The sequence below is a fragment of the Vibrio pectenicida genome, from assembly GCA_024347015.1.
Taxonomy (GTDB): domain Bacteria; phylum Pseudomonadota; class Gammaproteobacteria; order Enterobacterales; family Vibrionaceae; genus Vibrio; species Vibrio pectenicida.
The window spans coordinates 2,706,562-2,725,471 of the sequence record AP024889.1 but is presented as its reverse complement, the minus strand read 5'-3'; the positions used below and the strand labels follow the sequence as shown (position 1 = coordinate 2,725,471).

12 protein-coding genes are annotated in these 18,910 nt (G+C 40.9%); 3 read left to right on the top strand and 9 right to left on the bottom strand.

Annotation, left to right across the window (positions count from 1 at the left end; all coding sequences use genetic code 11):
* Positions 1-3: 3 nt before the first annotated feature.
* The 9 genes from OCV27_RS12435 to hemL form a co-directional block, all read right to left on the bottom strand.
* A complete protein-coding gene (locus OCV27_RS12435) occupies positions 4-999 on the bottom strand; it encodes an ABC transporter ATP-binding protein (RefSeq protein WP_125321409.1) in 996 nt (331 codons plus the stop codon).
* A 33-nt stretch (positions 1,000-1,032) separates the two neighbouring features.
* A complete protein-coding gene (locus tag OCV27_RS12430; RefSeq protein WP_125321411.1) occupies positions 1,033-2,016 on the bottom strand; it encodes an ABC transporter ATP-binding protein in 984 nt (327 codons plus the stop codon).
* A 2-nt stretch (positions 2,017-2,018) separates the two neighbouring features.
* Positions 2,019-3,044, bottom strand: coding sequence for an ABC transporter permease (locus OCV27_RS12425; protein WP_125321438.1), 1,026 nt, complete (start codon positions 3,042-3,044; stop codon positions 2,019-2,021).
* A 2-nt stretch (positions 3,045-3,046) separates the two neighbouring features.
* Positions 3,047-4,033, bottom strand: coding sequence for an ABC transporter permease (locus tag OCV27_RS12420; RefSeq protein ID WP_125321412.1), 987 nt, complete (start codon positions 4,031-4,033; stop codon positions 3,047-3,049).
* A 161-nt stretch (positions 4,034-4,194) separates the two neighbouring features.
* On the bottom strand, positions 4,195-5,874 hold the full coding sequence (locus OCV27_RS12415) for an ABC transporter substrate-binding protein (RefSeq protein WP_125321414.1): 1,680 nt from the start codon (positions 5,872-5,874) through the stop codon (positions 4,195-4,197).
* Between the two features lie 585 nt (positions 5,875-6,459).
* Complete coding sequence (locus OCV27_RS12410) at positions 6,460-9,846, bottom strand: response regulator (RefSeq protein WP_125321416.1); 3,387 nt, start codon at positions 9,844-9,846, stop codon at positions 6,460-6,462.
* 194 nt (positions 9,847-10,040) lie between these two features.
* Positions 10,041-11,063 (bottom strand): 16S rRNA (guanine(1207)-N(2))-methyltransferase RsmC, encoded by a 1,023-nt coding sequence (gene rsmC / locus OCV27_RS12405; protein WP_125321418.1) that lies wholly within the window; start codon positions 11,061-11,063, stop codon positions 10,041-10,043.
* A gap of 75 nt (positions 11,064-11,138) precedes the next feature.
* Positions 11,139-12,224, bottom strand: a complete 1,086-nt coding sequence (locus OCV27_RS12400) for an AI-2E family transporter (protein WP_125321420.1) — start codon at positions 12,222-12,224, stop codon at positions 11,139-11,141.
* Between the two features lie 287 nt (positions 12,225-12,511).
* A complete protein-coding gene (gene hemL, locus OCV27_RS12395) occupies positions 12,512-13,807 on the bottom strand; it encodes a glutamate-1-semialdehyde 2,1-aminomutase (RefSeq protein WP_125321422.1) in 1,296 nt (431 codons plus the stop codon).
* Positions 13,808-14,062: 255 nt separating this feature from the next.
* On the opposite strand from hemL, the gene erpA reads away from it, so the two are divergent.
* The 3 genes from erpA to OCV27_RS12380 all read left to right on the top strand — a co-directional run bounded on the left by erpA (position 14,063) and on the right by OCV27_RS12380 (position 18,883).
* On the top strand, positions 14,063-14,404 hold the full coding sequence (gene erpA, locus OCV27_RS12390) for an iron-sulfur cluster insertion protein ErpA (RefSeq protein ID WP_125321440.1): 342 nt from the start codon (positions 14,063-14,065) through the stop codon (positions 14,402-14,404).
* A 270-nt stretch (positions 14,405-14,674) separates the two neighbouring features.
* Positions 14,675-15,757 (top strand): efflux RND transporter periplasmic adaptor subunit, encoded by a 1,083-nt coding sequence (locus OCV27_RS12385; protein WP_125321424.1) that lies wholly within the window; start codon positions 14,675-14,677, stop codon positions 15,755-15,757.
* Between the two features lie 9 nt (positions 15,758-15,766).
* The gene (locus OCV27_RS12380; protein ID WP_125321426.1) at positions 15,767-18,883 is read left to right on the top strand and encodes an efflux RND transporter permease subunit; all 3,117 of its coding nucleotides are present in this window, start codon (positions 15,767-15,769) and stop codon (positions 18,881-18,883) included.
* Positions 18,884-18,910: the final 27 nt, after the last annotated feature.

Sequence of the window (18,910 nt, the reverse complement as noted above, 5' to 3'; positions counted from 1 at the left end):
ATACTATTTTTGGTACAAATAACAGCGCACAAAATGATTGTCTGACAGTTGTGTGACTGCTGGCAGTGCTTCTTTGCATTGGCTGGTGGAATGTTGGCACCTATCAGAAAAAGGGCAGCCCACAGAGTTTGGAGTCCAAAGAGGGATTTCCCCTTTATTGCCTTTTAATTTTTCATGAATGGATTTACTGGGATCTGGTACGGCTGAAATAAGTAGTTGTGTATAGGGATGCTGAGGGTGATGGATTATTTCTTCTGTGTCTCCCCACTCAACCATATGACCGACGTACATGACCGCGAGATCTTCTGCAATATAACGTGCTGTTGCTATGTCGTGGGTGATGTAGAGTAGTGACATTGCTTTCTCAAACTTCATCTCTTCCATCAGATTCAGCACACCAGCACGGATGGAGACATCGAGCATAGAGGTGGGTTCATCGGCCAAAATAACCTCTGCTCCCACCGCAATATTACGTGCTAAGTTAACTCGTTGGCGTTGACCTCCAGAAAGTTGGTGAGGGAACTTTTCTGCGGTTTCCTTAGCTGGAATGAGCCCAACTTGTTCTAACAGTGCGTATACTCGATCTTTAAGTTCTTGTTTATTAATGGGTGTTACTTTTTTATGTATTAGCAGAGGGCGTGCTATATGATGGAAAATATTGTGAGTGGGGTTAAGTGAACCAAATGGATCTTGCCAAACCATTTGGACCCCTTTTCGAAAGTTCATTAATTGTGAACGGGAACGAATAGACTCAAGATCTTTTCCTTTGTATTGGATTGAACCTGAGTTTGGAGCATACATTTTGGCAATCATTTTAGCCGTTGTCGATTTTCCAGAGCCTGACTCGCCTACTACTGAAAGGCCACGGCTTTTGTACATTTTGAAAGATACTCCATTAATAGCGCGCATGATTGGCTGTTGTAAGGCAGTGCTATTAATTGGAAAATCCTTGATAAGATTTTTTCCTTCTATTAATAGTTGTCCATATTCTTTGTTCATTATCATCTCCAATTGTTATTTAATAGTTTCAAACTAACATTTGAATTGGGCTATAGGGTCACCGTAGAGGTGGCAATTTGAGAAATGATTTGGTTCTATTAGTTTAAGTGAGTTACTTTTTTTGGTGCAAATGTCATGAACTTGTTGACAACGTGCTTGGAAACGACAGCCCATAGGTATATCTAACAGGTTTAATGGACTGCCCGGTATTCCTGTAAGTTTGGTTTTGGGGCCTGTTAATGAAGGAAAGGAATGTCCTAATCCTTCAGTGTAAGGGTGGTAAGGTTTTTGGAGAATTTTTTCTGATGGCGCGATTTCCACCAACTCACCCGAATACATAATGCCAATTCGATTAGAAAACTCGACCATGAGTGACAGATCGTGGGTGATAAATAGAATCGCAAAGCCAAATTCTTCTTTCAGGGCATAGATTTTTTGCAGTATTTCCCTTTGAACCACGACATCTAAGGCCGTGGTTGGTTCGTCCATAATGATCATTTTTGGGTTGAGTGCGAGTGCAATTGCAATCACGAGACGTTGACGCATACCACCGGAAAATTGATGTGGGTAATCGTTTAAGCGGCTAGGGTGGATATCAACAATTTCAAGCAACTCTTCAGCCCTTTTGCAGGCTTGAGTTCGAGTCATATTGGTGTGATACATAATGACATCGCAAAATTGGTCTTCCATTGTTAAGACTGGGTTTAAGGCATTCATTGCACTTTGGAAGACCATAGACATTTCGCTCCAGCGAAAAGCCCGCATACGACTGTCGCTATAGCTGAGAATATTTTCACCATTGAAGAGTATTTTTCCTGCAGTGATAAAAGCAGGTGGTTTGTGTAGGCGCATCAGTGAGAAGGCCACGGTGGATTTACCACAGCCAGATTCTCCAGCCAAGCCAAATACTTCTCCAGGAGCAATATCAAAACTGACGTTACTACAAGCACGCACGTCACCTGCGTCTGTAATGTAGTCTACACAAAGATGGCGGATGGAAATGAGTGGGCTAGTCATAGTTATTTATCTCCGCTCCATAGCGCATTGTGTGGTTCAAATTTAGACAGTTGCTCCTTTTGATTTTGCTGGGATAACTTCTTCCAGCGTTTCAACCCTTTGTGGGATCGCAACTGTGGATTAGCAATTTCGTCAACAGCAAAATTAAGTAGGGCTAAACCAGTGACAAGAAGGATTAATGCAGCGCAGGGTACGAATAGTTCCCACCAAGCACCAATTAGCATCGATGAAGACGTTTGTACGTTGTAAAGCATAATGCCCCAACTGACGGTGTTTGGGTCACCCAAGCCGAGAAAAGATATCGTGGCTTCCATCATAATTGCGTACATAACAGAACCAATAAAACTTGCCCCGATAATTGGAATTAGATTCGGCAATATTTCGACGAAGATAATTCGCCATGATGATTCGCCCAAAACCTGTGCGGCTTTTACAAATTCTTTTTCACGCAGGGCCAGAGCTTGCGAGCGAATGACTCGGGCTCCCCATGCCCAAGCAGTTAAGCCAATGATGAGAGCAATAGTTAGTGGACCTGCTTCACCGATAAATGCCGCGAGAACGAACAAAAGAGGGTATTGAGGGATGACCAACATGATATTCATTGCGGCGGTTAATAAATCGTCAATGCGCCCACCGAAATATCCTGCTGATATGCCAATAACGGTGGCAAAAAAACAGACACTAATGCCTGCTCCAAATCCAACACCCAAGGAAACTCGTGCACCGTGAACAAATTGAGACCATACATCTCGCCCCATACGTGTTGTTCCTAGAATATGGTCTGTTTTCTTAGACATGATCAATGTGCGTTTATCTGTTGCAAGATTTTTAGCAACCCAACCATCTGGGTAAAGTTGGGCGAATTTTACTATACCAGATGGGTACTCGTGGGGATTTCCGGTTCGCTTGTTTGGAGCATGCTTGCTAAGTAAAGGGGCCGCTAGAGCTATAAATAGAAAGATACTGATAATAAGGCTACCGAACAAAGCCAAAGGATTGCCCCAGATAAGTTTGATGAATTTTTTTATCATCAATGATCTCCTTGACGTAGGCGAGGATCGAGAGTGACATATAAGATGTCCGCCAATAAATTAAAAAACAGCATAAACAAAGTCATAATAAGTAGCTGCCCTTGTAAAACTTGATAATCACGGGCTTTTATTGCGTTAAAAAGAACAGAACCTAGCCCAGGATAATTAAAAATGATCTCTATGATCAGCTGTCCACCAATAGCCATACCAAGAGCCATAGATAAAGCGGTTACACTTGGAAGTAGTGCATTACGTGCAGCGTAATTAAATAGGATTCTATGTTCACTGAGGCCCTTGCCTTTTGCCATAGTGATGTAGTCTTCGGCAAGTAAGTTGATCATATTGTTGCGCATATTAACCAAGAAACCTCCAACCTGAATAATTGAAGCGCAGAACAGGGGGAGTAATGCGTGGTATGCGACGTCTTTTAAGAATTCCCAGCTTGTCCAGTCTGGAGTATTTCCTGCGGTATATGCATAACTGGTAGGAAACCACTTCAAATTAATAGCAAAGACAAACATGGCAATCATGGCTATGACCACTTGAGGTACGGCTTGGATGATTAGCATCCCAGGTGTAATAAATGCATCGTATTTACTGCCGCGTTTCCATGCAGCATAGACTCCTAGAATTGACCCTAAAGAGAAAGAGAGGATAACGGCACTTCCTGCGAGAAAAAGTGACCAGCCGAATGCACTGCCAAGCAACTCACTCACCGGTAATGGGTAAAACTGAATAGAAGTACCTAATTCCCAACTGAGAATGTTTTTCATATAGGCTATGTATTGAATAAATAATCCGCCGTCGACAAAACCTAGAAGCTCTTTCATAGCTGCAATTCGTTCAGGTGTAACTTGAACCGAGACATTGGCAAACATCATGGTCACTGGGTCACCAGGCATAGCTCGTGGAATAATAAAGTTGAGGGTAGCTGCAACCAAAAGTGCGATACAATAAAATGATAATCGCCTTAAAAAATAACCCATTGCTTATTTCCTTGTTTGGCTAAGCTCATGTCAGTTTTCTTGTCATTGATTAATATCAAGATGCAGGTTGTCCTGACAACATACGCCATATACCTATAACTTAATAAGATTATGGAAACGAAAGCAGCGACTAGAGCTTAAGGCGCTGCATAGACTTATCCCTACTGTACCGGTTTTAAATCCAGCACATGAAGCAGACGTTCAGGAATACCGGCCCAAATGTTAGGGCGTCCTTTGGGGTTGTCCTCGTTCCACCAGCCAGTAAAACGAGTGGTATTGTATTGGTACATGTACGCACCAGATAAAACAGGAATGGTAACTTGTTCTGTGGCAATGATGTTTTGTATGCCATGAGCGATATCCAATTGTTCATTTTTGTTGGCAGTTTTGTAGAAGCTGTTGAGTAAGCTATCTAGCTTATCGTTTTGGTAAAAGTGCATGGCGAAACGTGGCATGCCTTCACCAGATTGAAGTGCTGAATTATAGGCACTATTCCAATAGGTATATGGGTCTGCACCATGAAAATAGTTGGTATAGGCTACATCATATGTACCCTCAAGCATGGCTTGGTTGTAGACAGAGAAATCAGGAGTACGTGCTTTGGCTTTAATGCCTACCTCTGCTAGTTGCTCAACAGCTAGTTGAACTGTGTTATTAAAGTCAGTCCAGCCGTTAGGAGATTGGATCAAAAGTTCGAAGGGCTTACCAGATGAAGCCTCGATAAAACCATCTTGATTGGTATCTTTAAATCCTGCTTGCAGTAAAAGCTCTTTAGCACCTTTGACATTATATGTGTTGTAAGCTTTGTACTTATTATGAATGCTCTCGTCAGACCAAGATTCAAAAGCATATCCGAGCCCAGAGGCGAAATCATTGATTGTCCCACCTCCGTAGAAGGCAATATCTATTATGGTTTGTCGGTCCAGTGCCATAGAGAATGCCCGGCGAAAATCTATGTTGGTTAGAGCTTCATGTTTTGCTGGGTCTGGGTTTTTGAAGTTAATGACAAAAGCCTGTGTCCCTGAAGGTGGATACCAGTAGTGATGTTTAGGGTTAGAAGCGGCATAGGTACGATCAATATCTGGGATAAATGATGAGGTCCAGTCAAGTTCACTGTTGACAACTTTACCTAAGAACTGATCATTGTTAGCTATCTGCGGAACCCTAAGACAATCGACTTCGAGGTTATCAGAATCCCAATAATTTGGGTTACGGCATTGAATGTAGAGTTGGGAAGTAAAAGTATCTATCTCTGTGAAGGGGCCTGAACCAATGGGGTTTTGATTGGTAAAGGTTGCTGGGTCTTTGACACCTTTCCAGATATGTTCTGGGACTATGGGTACTTTTACTATTTCATAAGGAGCGTTAGAGTTAGCTTCTGTAAGCTGGAATCTAACTTGATAGTTGTTAACTTTTTTGACTGCAACAACCCGAGAGTTGATGCCACTTTGATCAAGTTCAGGTGTGTTTTTTACTAGGTTAAACGAATACACTACATCGTTAGCATCGAACGTTTGCCCATCAGACCACTTTATGCCCTGTCGTAAGTCGAATGTTACGCTGGTCAGATCTTCTGACATTGAATATCTGCTCGCTAAACGGAATATGGGGGTGTTTTCATGCATTTCATTAAATACAACTAGCGGCTCATAGATAAAGTCCCAAGTTGTATGTAAATGAGTGGCTCCCAAATATGGATTGAAGTTACGCACGAACGTGGAGAATTCTTTGGGGTGAATGGTTAGCTCACTGCGCTCAGTTGCCACAGCAACGGAACTGAGCCCTGTTGTTGTGGTAATCAGGGCTGTTGCTAGCACTGTTGTCGTTATATTGGCAAGCATAGCTGTTCCTTACTCTTTTTACTTACAAGTCACGTATGAAATTAAGTGTTATCAATGTTCAGCATTCTCTAGAATCTACCTCAATATTATTCACTTTGAAAATTCATTTGATTAATAAGAGTGGCCTGTAGGCACTAGGTCAATTAAGCAAACACCCTTGGATTAAATAAGGCAATTCTATTTCTCGTTAAAAGCGTTAAAATAGGCTTTCTTATCGTTAACAACGTTAAATAGAACTCGCCATTTTTTCGACTGTGAGATCATTAGGCATGATGTTAACTGAGTTTTTAGTAGGAAAAATAATTTTATGTTAGTGCTCACTAACTATTTTAGTCTTTGTAAAGTTAAGTATTAGAGATACACTTTGGTTTGTGAGATCATTGTCACTAGTGTCTTTCTTAGTGATCTTTTTGCTTAAAAGAGATTCTGCCGTCTTATTGTGATTATGTTCTCAAAGTAATAACTTTGTTTCATTTTATCTGACGTTATTGAAAATTACGCTTACTGAGTAAGGGCTTAAACTGTGATTACTAGTGCATTTTAAATAATATTAACAACGGATAAAGGTGCCAGAATAATCGCGCCTTAGTTAGTGAGCAAATGTTGAAGTTTGTCATGTAAGTTTTCTATATGACTTCGCTCAGGAGTCATTTCTTTACAATGTTCAAGAATGTACTCTAGTGAATTTAACACGGTCCGCCAACGAGGTGTTTTGGGTAATGTTTCTAGCCGTAGGTACTTATCTAGTGTGCGAGTCTGTAATGTACTGCGATCTAGGTATACGCGCCACAAACCACTTTGTTCGGCGAAGTCAAATTTGCTTTGGCCAGTTACTCTTTCCCAGTATGCTAACCCACTATTCATAGAGTCTACGAGTATGTCGCGCATCATTTCTTGTTTCGATTTCTCACTATTAGTGCCTCTTTCCACTAGATGAGTAAATTCGCCTCCAAGCTCTTTAAGTTCGAGAAATTTGGCCTTATCGCCTTCAAAAGCGTAGCTAGATAGCGCTTCGACTGCTGTTTCTAAATGATTCAATCGAGTTGTGTTTACGCTTCCTCCTACATCAAAAATATACATGGATTTAAATCCTGAATTTTTTGGAAGACTAACAATATCAGCAGAGAGAGATTGGCGAACTTCGTCTACATATACATCTATAGGTCCGCAATAGTGAGCTTTTTTAACTTCAAGAAATTTTCGAGATATGAGTTCATCCGCATTTGAGCGTTTTAGTTGCTCTGCTGTACGCCTAAACAAAAGTGAAGCTGCTTCGTTAGTAAAGCGGATTTTATTATCCTCTCTAAGGCATATAATAGCTTCCGGTGCTGACTCTAGTTGTTCGAGCAAGCGACCTTGTGTTTCGAGCAAACTGGCTTCAACCTTGGCACGCTGTTTTATCTCACCTTTTAATTGTTGATTTTCAACTCGACGTTGCTCTGCTTTACTTGCAGTTAAATGTGCTTTAATTCGAGCGGCAAGCTCCTGCTTGTTGAAGGGCTTGGATAAATAATCATTAGTGCCGGCCTCAAAGCCTCTAACTCGGTCATCTGGTTGATTCAAAGCGGTTAACATTATGACTGGTAACTGAGCATGGTCATACTGTTTACGGATAGCTTCACAAACTTGGTAGCCGCTCATTCCTGGCATCATGATATCAAGTAGCATTAGTTCTGGTTTTTCATCCCGAATAGCCTCTATAGCCTCTTCACCATTTTGGGCTGTTCGTATTCTATATCCTTCTAAGCGTAAAAAACTGTCTAAAATACGTAAATTCACTGGCTCATCATCAACCACTAAAAGTAGGGGGGCTTGCGAGTCTTCAAGTAACGTGGAATGCTCAAAGGGTTCGATCTTAATAACTTCGGGAGCTTGAAAGTGAATACTTTGGGTATGGTGAGTGTCTTCTATTTGTTGTGATGTTGGTATTGGCAAGGTAAAGCTAAAGGTTGTCCCTACCATGGGTTGACTACTCACATACAAATGACCATTCATTAAGTCGATCAATTGACGACAAATAGATAGGCCAAGCCCAGCTCCTTGCTGATAGCGCCCATTATCACTGTTTGCTTGAGTCAGTGGTTCAAATATATGCTCTAACTGGTTTGCTGGAATACCTTGTCCAGTGTCTACGACTTGGACACGAATATTGTCATCTACTTGGCAAGCTGAGATGACAATTTTACCTTCATTGGTATATTTGATGGCGTTGCCAATCAGGTTATAGAGTACTTGTTCGAGGCGCTGTGGATCGGCACATGCCCATAGCTGTTCTTCTGGTATTTGATTAATCACTCGGATTTGTTTAGTACCGATAAGATGTGAAGATAGTTCTAAAACTAAACGAGCTGCACCGGAAATATCAACGGCCCTAGCTTCAATATCTAGCTTTCCATAACGCATTTTGTGGTAATCGAGTAAATCATCAACCAGAGTCGCCAGTCGCTGACCGCTATTGACAATAATATTAAGTTGGTATTTGTGATCTGCTGTTACTGGACCGTTGGCTCCAGAGATAAGTGCTTCCGCAATACCTACCATACCATGTAGTGGAGTTCTTAATTCATGTGATGTTGTTGCTAAAAACTCATCTTTAAGTCTGTTAGCAAGTTGTAGCTCTTCATTTTGTTTTTGGATTAGCTGAAGGTTTTTTTCTAATTCTTTGTTTTGTTCTTCAATCAACAATATTTTGTCGCGTATTGAACGTTGCATACGTTTGAAACTGACTGCAAGTCGACCTATTTCATCTTTTCTTTGTGTATTAACAATATCAGCATCAAGATTTCCTGCTGATACTTTTTCTGCTGTCCACGTCAGTTTGAGTAAAGGGGCAGTGATAAATTGAGAAAGGTAGTGGGAGGCAAGAATCACTAACACTATGGCACAAAGCATGGCCAAGATAAAAATGGTTTCAAGTTGATGGATACGGGAGAATGCTACTTTTTCAGGAACTTCAACGATAATTGCCCAATTTACGTCATTAAAAGAAATGGGGCTATAGGCTGCAATAACACCGTCACCTGACTTATTGATGTATGTATCAACTTTGGTTTGTCCATTAAATGCCTGTTCAACAACTTGATAACTATTGTCGATATCTTGCTGCTGTATAGAAAGCGTTCTAGACAAGTGATCTTCACCGACGAGCAAGGTTCTCATCTCGGAAATATCTTTTGTATCAGATATAAGTTTAGTAATTTCGTTATTAGGGAGGCGGAACATGGCATAGCTATGGAGGTAGCCTTGTTGGATAATTGGGGCGCCTATCCAAGCAACTTGTTTGTCGTTGTCGTTTTTGAAGTCGGAGACGATAACAGGCGTGTATTCCTCATTTGTTTGACGTTCTTTAGTCACTTCAGCCTTTAGTTTATGAAAGGTCTCTCCTAGATGAGAGTCTTTGTAGCGTCCTGTAAGTAGGTTGGTACCAAAGTTATCATGTTTAAAAGTTGAATAGGTGACGTTTCCTTCTAAATCTACCAGTAGAATATCGTCAAAATCAGAGCGTTTTAGAAGTTCGACATAAGCTCTATGATAGCGCTTATGCAGTAAGCGATATCGTTCAGTACCATTATACAGGCTAGATTGAGGAAGGATTGAAGTCTTGATTTGATCGCCAGAACCTAAGACATAGCGTTGCTGAGCATAGTCACGGGCTTGGTCTATATCTATACCCAAGCTACGGAAGGCATTGACCAAACCATAAAAGCGCCCACCACTGGCATAGGCTAATTCAGAGCGAACGAACCCCATCACTTCTGATTGTTTAGCTGCCATATAGTCTACGAGCTGTTGTTGCTTATTGTCACGAACAGAGACTAAATGTGAAGTACTTTGTTCTTGGAGATCTTTGCTATGAGAATTCAAAAAAAACAGAGCAACAACAGTAAGAGGAGTGATACTTAGTATCATAAAAGCTAGCATTAGAGTGTGCTTTAAGCGTTTAAATCTTTGTTTTTTATATAACTTAAACATAAGCTTAACTTAACTTTCCATAGTGAAGGCTGGCATTTTAATGCTCATGAAAAAACGTAAATTATTTAGAATGACAAAATTAACGAGTTTTTTTACTTTGGCAAGTAAGTTTAATGCAAAGCGTGGAATTAAACGGATTTTTTTACGGGGAAATGAAATTAAGCTCAATATTTGACTAGTATTGAGCTCAAAAGTTACTTCTTAGCGTGGTAAATAGCAAACTTATTGGTCTTATTTATCGTCTCACAATTACCAAAAGCTTGCTGGATAATTGGTGGGTATTTAAGAAAACTGTTTGCCACAATGAATAATTGACCATTGGTTTTCTGATATTCAGGAGCTTTAGCTAATAAAGCTTCAGTCGCATTGTAATCGGTCTCTAAGCCAGAATGAAAAGGAGGATTACTGATAACAAATTGATAATCATTGCTGGTGTCAGAGTAGATATCTGAAGCAAACACTTTTCCTTTGAGACCATTTGCTGCCAACGTTGAGATACTTGACTCAACCGCTAATGCATTAATATCACACATTTCTAACTCGATAGTAGGGTTCAAGGTTGCTAGTACACTGCCTATTACACCTGCACCACAGCCAAAGTCGAGTACTTTTCCACTAAGCGTAGGTAGAGTATCGAGTAATAGTTGACTACCCATATCAAATTGTCCGTGACTAAAAACACCCGGCAAACTTCTTACTACAAGCTTCTGCTCTCTATATTCAACGGTATATTCCTTGAACCATTCTTGTATGCAAAAGCTTGCTAGTGGCTCAATACATTTTCCCAAATAGAAGGAGCAACGTCTGGCAGAGTCGACTTTTTTGATTGGGCCAAAAGGCTTAAATATCTTCTCAACGCTTTTTATGCCTGAGCGATTTTCTCCAACGACGACGACTTCAGTGTGCGCTCCTAACTTACTTAGCAGCATAGTAAGCAAAAATTCAGCTTCGGCTTTGGCTTTCGGCCAGTAGAGCAAGATCATATCGGCTTGAGTTGGCTTATCGAACTCAGCACCAAACATTGTGGAGATTTTTTCGCAAGATTTAAGCTGACGATAATAGCTGTAGTTAGTGGTAAAAACAGTGACGGATTGGCAGTGGTTGGTTAATTCAATTGGGAATTGATCTTCTAATTCTCCAGCAACGAGAACATGCTTGCCTGAGAAATAGGTAAGTTGTCGCTGAGCAATTTGGCTTGGTGCAATATAGACAGACATAATGGGCTCTAGAAAAAAAAGATGGGAGATTTTCGCATAATCTCCCATAATCTTGAAGTTTGCTGTTAAGTGTTTTTAGTTTTGATCTTGCTCGTCGAGAAAAACTTGGAACTCTTCTTCATATATATTAAACAGCACCATGGTGATAGCAAAAATTAGAGGGCCATAGATGAGTCCAATTAGGCCAAATAGATGTAACCCCCCAAGTAAGGAGAAAAAAATCATTAGGGTATTCATACCTGCACTGCCTTGCATTAAAAGTGGCCTTAGTATGTTATCGATTGAGCCTACAACGGCAATGCTCCAAATTGTCAGAAAAATGCCCCAGGTTGTATCACCAGTTAAAAATAGGTAGATAGCTGCGGGTATCCAAATAAGAGCGGTACCGACTACGGGAATAAAAGAAGCAAATCCCATCATCGTTCCCCAAAAAAGTCCTTGAAAGCCCGCCAACCACATCCCGAGCCCACCAGCAAAACCTTGGGCAATAGCTGTCATAAAAGAGCCCATAACGGCAGATTTAGATACTTTCTCTACTTCATCAAGCAGTTTATCTTCTTGGCTTCTAGATAGAGGGAGGATATGACGAAGTGCCGAAATAATTATGTCGTGGTCGCGAAGCAAAAAGAATAATACAAACAACATTAAAAAGAAGTTGAGCAGAAAACTGGTGGCATCACCGAGGATTTTGGCACTAAAACCAACTAAGTTGGAACCAAATGATGTTGCAAATTGTGCAACTTTCTGGCCGATTTCTTGTGGTTTAATCTCATCAAAAGGAAGATATGTATTGATAATAGAGAGTACTTTTACCACGGAAGGATGATCAAACAAGGTTTGTATGCCTCCTTGTGTCACCCATTGGTATACATTTTGTGAAAATGTTGATCCTTGTTGTACTATTGCAGCAAAAACGAATAATAGAGGTAGTACTATGATGACAGTAAGTAATGTGCAAGAGAGCAGCGAAGCTAGATTTCTATGATTTGTTAAGCGCTTTTCAATCCTGTCATGAACGGGAAACATCAGAAGTGATATGATGAAAGCCATTACAATAGAGTTTATATAGGGTTCAACTAGCAAGAAACAGGCGAAGCTAGCGGCTAGCAGAGCAATAATGATTACCCATTGACTCGATGTGATTTTAAGTTTTCCTGACACGTTTGCTATCCAAATATTCACTATGATGTAGGTATAATGGCTATAAAAAGCTGAGTCTTCAACGTAAAATCAAAATGTTATCTGTAGAGGCGTTGTTTATGGGATGTTGTAATGAAGAAAAGCCTTGTGATGACAGCAGAGCCAAGCGAAACGTCCCCTGGTTTTGGTTAATAGTCGCTTTACTGAGCATGTTGGCTGCGGTTTATTGGAACTAGCATTTGTTAGGAACTACCAGCCTTTTATTTCAAAAATCATAAAAGGTTGGCAGATCCTAATTGAATAGAAAACTATCTGGCTTCTTTGGCTAAAATAGCAAAGCATCGATCCGCAGCTTCTAGTGTTGCTTCAATTTCTTTACTTCCATGAGCTAAAGACGTAAAGCTTGCTTCGAATGCTGAAGGAGCAAGATAAATACCGTGCTCAAGCATGAGATGGAAGAAGCGCTTAAATTGCTCAACATCACATTTAGCTACATCTTGATAGCTAGTAATCTGATTTTGTTCTGTGAAGAAAAAACCAAACATACCTCCAACTTGATTGACCACAAGTGGAATGCCATGCTGCTCAGCCAGAGCTTTGAAACCTATAGCTAGTTGGCGGGTTTTGGTTTCAAGGGCTTTTTCGTTGCCTTCTTCTTTTAGTAAGTTTAGGCATGCATAACCAGCTGCCATTGCAATCGGGTTACCAGATAGAGTGCCTGCTTGATAGACAGGACCAGTTGGTGCTATGTGTTGCATAACCTCTTTTTTCCCACCAAATGCTCCAACTGGCATTCCCCCACCGATAACTTTACCAAGTGTTGTAATGTCAGGAGTGATTTTGTAGTAACCTTGAGCTCCGCCTAAAGCCACTCTAAATCCAGTCATTACTTCATCAAATATCAATAGAGCACCTTCTTGGTCACATAACTCACGCAGTCCTTGATGGAATCCTTCAACTGGAGGAATACAGTTCATGTTACCAGCCACAGGTTCAACAATAATGCAGGCTATTTCCCCTTTGTTGGCTGCAAAGAGTTCACTCACTGAATTTAAATCATTGAAGCTAGCAGTTAAAGTATGTTTTGCAAAGTCTGCGGGGACGCCTGGTGAGCTTGGCTGTCCGAGAGTTAAAGCGCCTGAACCTGCTTTGACGAGTAGGCTGTCAGCATGGCCGTGATAACAACCTTCAAACTTGATAATTTTATCTCGGCCTGTATAGCCACGAGCTAGGCGAATCGCACTCATTGTTGCTTCCGTACCTGAGCTTACCATACGTACTTGTTCCATTGATGGAACTAATTTAGAGACTAATTCGGCCATTTGGATTTCCATTTCTGTTGGAGCTCCAAAACTTAGGCCTTTTTGAGCGGCCTCAATCACCGCCTCACGTATTACTGCATGGTTGTGGCCAAGGATCATTGGGCCCCAAGAGCCTACATAATCGATATAGGCTTTGCCATCAGCATCGAAAATTAACGAGCCGTCAGCACGCTCTATAAAAATGGGTGCTCCGCCAACACCGTTAAAAGCACGTACAGGGGAATTGACACCACCAGGAATGATTTTCTGTGCTTTTTCGTAAAGCTCCGCTGATTTGGTCATGGATACATCCTCATGTTGATTACTTTGGACCAATTTTGGTGTGTATTGTACCTGTCCATTGCACTTCATGAAACATTTTGCACTATGGTATGGGTGTTTTTTCAGCACTAAGGCCGTGATTTGACGAAAATAAATCGACTTAGGTGGTGAATACTTGAACGGATAACTCAGGTATTAGATAATAAGAGGATTAAAAAATAATAATCTATCCGATACTACCAATGGTTATTGGATTGAAATGTGAGAGAGGTCGTCGTGAGTGAAGTCAATATTCCACTAACTTTTTCAGATGCTGCCGCCAAACGTGTCGGAGTATTAATTGCTGAAGAAGAAAATCCTAACCTCAAGTTGCGAGTGTATATTACAGGCGGAGGTTGCAGCGGTTTTCAATATGGTTTCACATTCGATGAGAATGTGAATGAGGGCGATACGACAATCGTCAATACCGGCGTTACTTTAGTCGTTGACCCTATGAGTTTACAGTATCTAGTCGGGGGAGAGGTGGATTATACTGAGGGGCTAGAAGGCTCACGTTTCTTCGTTAGCAACCCAAATGCGACGACGACCTGTGGTTGTGGTGCTTCATTTAGCGTGTGAAGCCTTATTTTTATATACGCCGCGCTCAGCCGCGGCTTTTTAGTTTCTAACGATCTAATTTTCTTCTTGGCTGTGAGCCAGAAAACTAAGAGTAAAAAGCTTTCTATTTTTAGCTTTCTATACAATGCAAAAATTCAAAGGCAAATCGTTTCTGATAGCTAATAACTGAGACCTTGGCTAAATTACTGACTAAGGTTATTTTATTTTTTAGTGGTTCATTTATATCCTGAGCTAATTGTATCTGTTGCATATTATCAGCAAAGGATTGTTATGAGCGGATTGTCACTTTTCCACTTTCTTTCAGCAAGACCCTACATTATCTCATTAACTATTATTTTTGTTCTATCTGTTTGGTTGGGGCTCGGTAGTCTTAAAGCTAAAGAAGATTTGATATCTACGAATCAAGATGAAAATCCGAAGGCAAAGGTAGTATTCCAAACATTTACAGCTCATCCAACTCAAAAGTCGATTGATTTATATGGGAGAACTGCGCCTGATAAGCAAGCCAAGCTTGGTGCAGAAATTGCCGGGAAAATAGTTGCGCTCGCTGTAAGAAAAGGCGAGACAGTGACCAAAGGACAAGCAATTGCACGAATTGATAAACGGGATCTGGACATTCAGGTAGAACGGGCTGAAGCCTTGCTTAAAGTAAGGGAAAAAGAACACAAGGCAGTACAGTCACTGAAAAACAAAGGATTGCAAGGGGAAGTTGCTTTCAGTAAAGCACAGGCAGATTTAATAGAAGCTAGAGCTGGTTTAAGGAATGCAAAAATTGCTCTTAGAAATACAGCAGTAATAGCTCCTTTTAATGGTGTGGTTGAGCGCTTGTATATAGAGCTGGGTGATTTTGTTGGCGTTGGTGATCCGGTTGCCACCTTAATTGATCTCAGCCAAATTGTGATTGAAGCTGACGTTAGTGAGCGGCATATTCAAGATTTGGTTATCCAACAAACTGCATCGGTCACCTTTATTGATGGCCAGAGAACTGAAGGGAAAATACGCTATATTTCGCGATTTTCCTCCGCTACGACCAACACTTTTCCGATAGAGATCCTCCTACCAAACCCGCAGCAAAGAATTCCAGCGGGTGTTAGTGCACAAGTTGAACTGAATTTAAAGCAACAGTTGGCAGTGAAAGTGACGCCGGCAATGCTGGCTTTAGATGAATCTGGCAATCTAGGTGTAAAAACTCTGGATGAAGACTTAGTTGAGTTTATTCCGGTTCAGCTAGTAAAAGCAGAGCAAGACGGTGTTTGGCTAACAGGGTTGGGTGAAAAAGTGCGCATCATCACCATAGGACAAGGATTTGTGCGTAATGGCGATAAAGTAATTGCTATCGAGGCTAAAAAATAGAGGGACTCTATGTATACCTTAATTGATGCAGCGTTATCTAGAGTAAGAACCATGCTGGTTCTGTTAGTCTTTGTTTTAATTGCTGGCGTTTCGACTTATTTCACTGTACCCAAAGAATCTAGCCCAGATATTACTATCCCTATTATCTATGTCTCCGTTGGGCACCAAGGTATTTCCCCCGATGATGCAGAACGCTTACTAGCTCGCCCTATTGAGCAAAAGCTTCGTTCGATTGAGGGAGTAAAAGAGATGACTTCTACCGCATCAGAGGGACACGCCTCAGTGATGCTTGAGTTTAGTGTAGGGGTAGACCTGAATAAAGCGATGGCAGATGTACGTGAAGCCGTCGATTTGGCTAAGCCTAAACTTCCTGAAGATAGTGATGAGCCTATAGTAAATGAAGTCACTTTTGCATCACAAGAACCAGCACTAACAGTGGTTCTATATGGAGCGGTACCAGAGAGAACCACTGTGAAGGTTGCTCGTCAGTTGAGAGATAAACTTGAAAGTTTTCGCCAAATTCTTGAAGTTGATATTGCGGGAGATAGGGAAGATATCGTTGAGATAATAGTTGATCCCTTGCTTATGGAAAGTTATGGCCTTGATCAGTCTGATATTTACAATCTAATTACTTTGAACAATCGAGTGGTTGCGGCTGGCTTTGTTGATACAGGATATGGACGATTTGCAGTCAAGGTACCTTCAGTTTTTGATTCGATTAAAGATGTGCTTGAATTGCCAGTAAAAGTAGACGGTAAACAAGTAGTTACTTTTGGGGATGTAGCGACAGTTCGGCGAGCATTTAGAGACCCAGAAAGTTACGCTCGTTTAGATGGCCAATCTGCTGTTGTTTTGGATGTAAAGAAGCGAGCAGGTGAAAATATTATTGAAACAGTGGCTTTGATCAAGCAAATATTGATTGAGGCACAAAAACTACAAGCTTGGCCTAATAATCTGCAAGTTAAATACACTTGGGATCAATCTAAAGATGTCAAAATGATGCTTAACGACTTACAGAACAACATCTTATCAGCGATCATTCTCGTTGTAGTCGTTATTATTGCTATTCTTGGCGTGCGTACCGCACTTTTAGTTGGGATTTCTATTCCTGGCTCTTTCCTTACTGGTCTATTGGTTCTTGCTGTATTTGGTCTAACAATCAATATTGTTGTGTTGTTTTCATTAATCATGGCTGTTGGTATGTTGGTAGATGGTGCAATCGTTGTTACCGAATTTGCGGATAGACGCATGCAAGAAGGAATGATGCGTAGAGATGCTTATAGAGAGGCTGCCAAACGCATGGCTTGGCCTATTACGGCGTCAACTGCCACTACATTGGCCGCTTTTGCACCATTACTTTTTTGGCCTAATATCACTGGGGAGTTTATGCAATATCTGCCGCTGACATTAATTGCTACTTTGTCCGCATCATTAGCCATGGCACTATTGTTTGTACCTGTAATGGGCAGTTTATTTGGAAAGCCACAACAGGTGACAAAAAAGCAAGGTGAGATAATGCTTGCTCTTGATCATGGTGACTTTTCTAAAGCAACAGGCTTAACCAAGCGATATTATCAGATTTTGGATAGAACACTTCATCACCCACTTAAAATTTTTTTCAGTGCAATTGTACTAGCAATTCTTGTTGGTTGGGTTTATGCAAAATCGGGTTTGGGTGCAGAGTTCTTTCCCGAAGTGGACCCTCCATTTTTTACTGTTAAAGTTCGTTCACATGGTGATCTGTCGCTTAATGAAAAAGATTTTATCATGCGTGATATAGAGTCTGTAATGCTTGAACATGATGAGTTTGAAAGTGTTTATACCAAGACAGGAGGTGATGATGAGATAGGTCAAATTCAAATTACTCCTGTTGAGTGGCAATATCGCCGTAAGATTAAAACAATTATTGAGCAATTAAAACAATCAACGGACCAGTATGCAGGGATTGAGATTGAATATAAATTCCCAGATGCAGGTCCTCCTGTCGAGCATGATTTAGTTATAGAACTTTCCTCTCAGGTCCATGATGAACTTGATATTGGGGCTAAAACCGTTCGCCAGTGGGTGGGTACCTACCCAGCTTTTACCAATATTAGTGATACTTCTAGTAAAGGTGGTATAGATTGGCAGATAGATATCCGTCGTGATGATGCTTCCCGGTTTCTTGCTGATGCAACCTTGGTAGGCAATACTGTTCAGTTTGTAACCAATGGCCTTAAGCTTGGCGATTATCTGCCAGATGATGCTACAGAAGAGGTGGATATCTTAGTGCGGTATCCTGAAGAGAAAAGAGATATAGGCCGTTTTGATCAGTTGAGAGTGAAGACGGCTGCTGGCATGGTACCAATTACTAATTTTGCTAGCATTATCCCTAGCACCAAACAAGATACAATTCGACGGGTGGATGGTAATAGAGTGATTAATATCTTTGCTGATATTAAAGAAGGTTATAATTTAACACTAGAGCTACCTAAGATAGGCTTAGCGTTGAAAGAGTTAGAATTACCCAGTGGAGTTGAATTCAAAATACGTGGCCAGAATGAAGAGCAGGAAAATTCGTCGGCTTTTTTACAGAAAGCATTTTTGATTGCATTAGTTGCAATGGCGCTAATTTTACTGACTCAGTTCAATAGCTTTTATCAGGCATTTTTAATTCTTAGCGCAGTGCTATTTTCTACTGTTGGTGTTCTTATTGGCCTAATTATTTTCCAGAAACCTTTTGGTGTGATTATGTCTGGGATTGGTGTGATTGCGTTAGCTGGTATAGTGGTTAATAACAACATTGTATTAATTGATACTTACAACCAGTTAGTGAAGCGTGGTGTGGAAAAGCGTGATGCGATTTTGCGTACTGGTGTTCAGCGCTTGAGACCTGTTTTACTGACAACGGTAACTACAATTTTAGGTTTATTGCCTATGGTTTTAGAGATGAATATTGACTTGATTAATCAAAAAGTTGAATTTGGTGCACCCAGTACACAATGGTGGTCACAGCTTGCGACTGCTGTAGCTGGCGGTTTAGCGTTCGCAACATTACTGACGCTAATTCTAACACCTTGTCTTTTGATGCTCGGCCGTGAGCATGCCATTGAAGTCGATACGAAGGTTAAGAGTGCCCGAACTTAAACGATTAAGTTCGGGAGATACAATGAG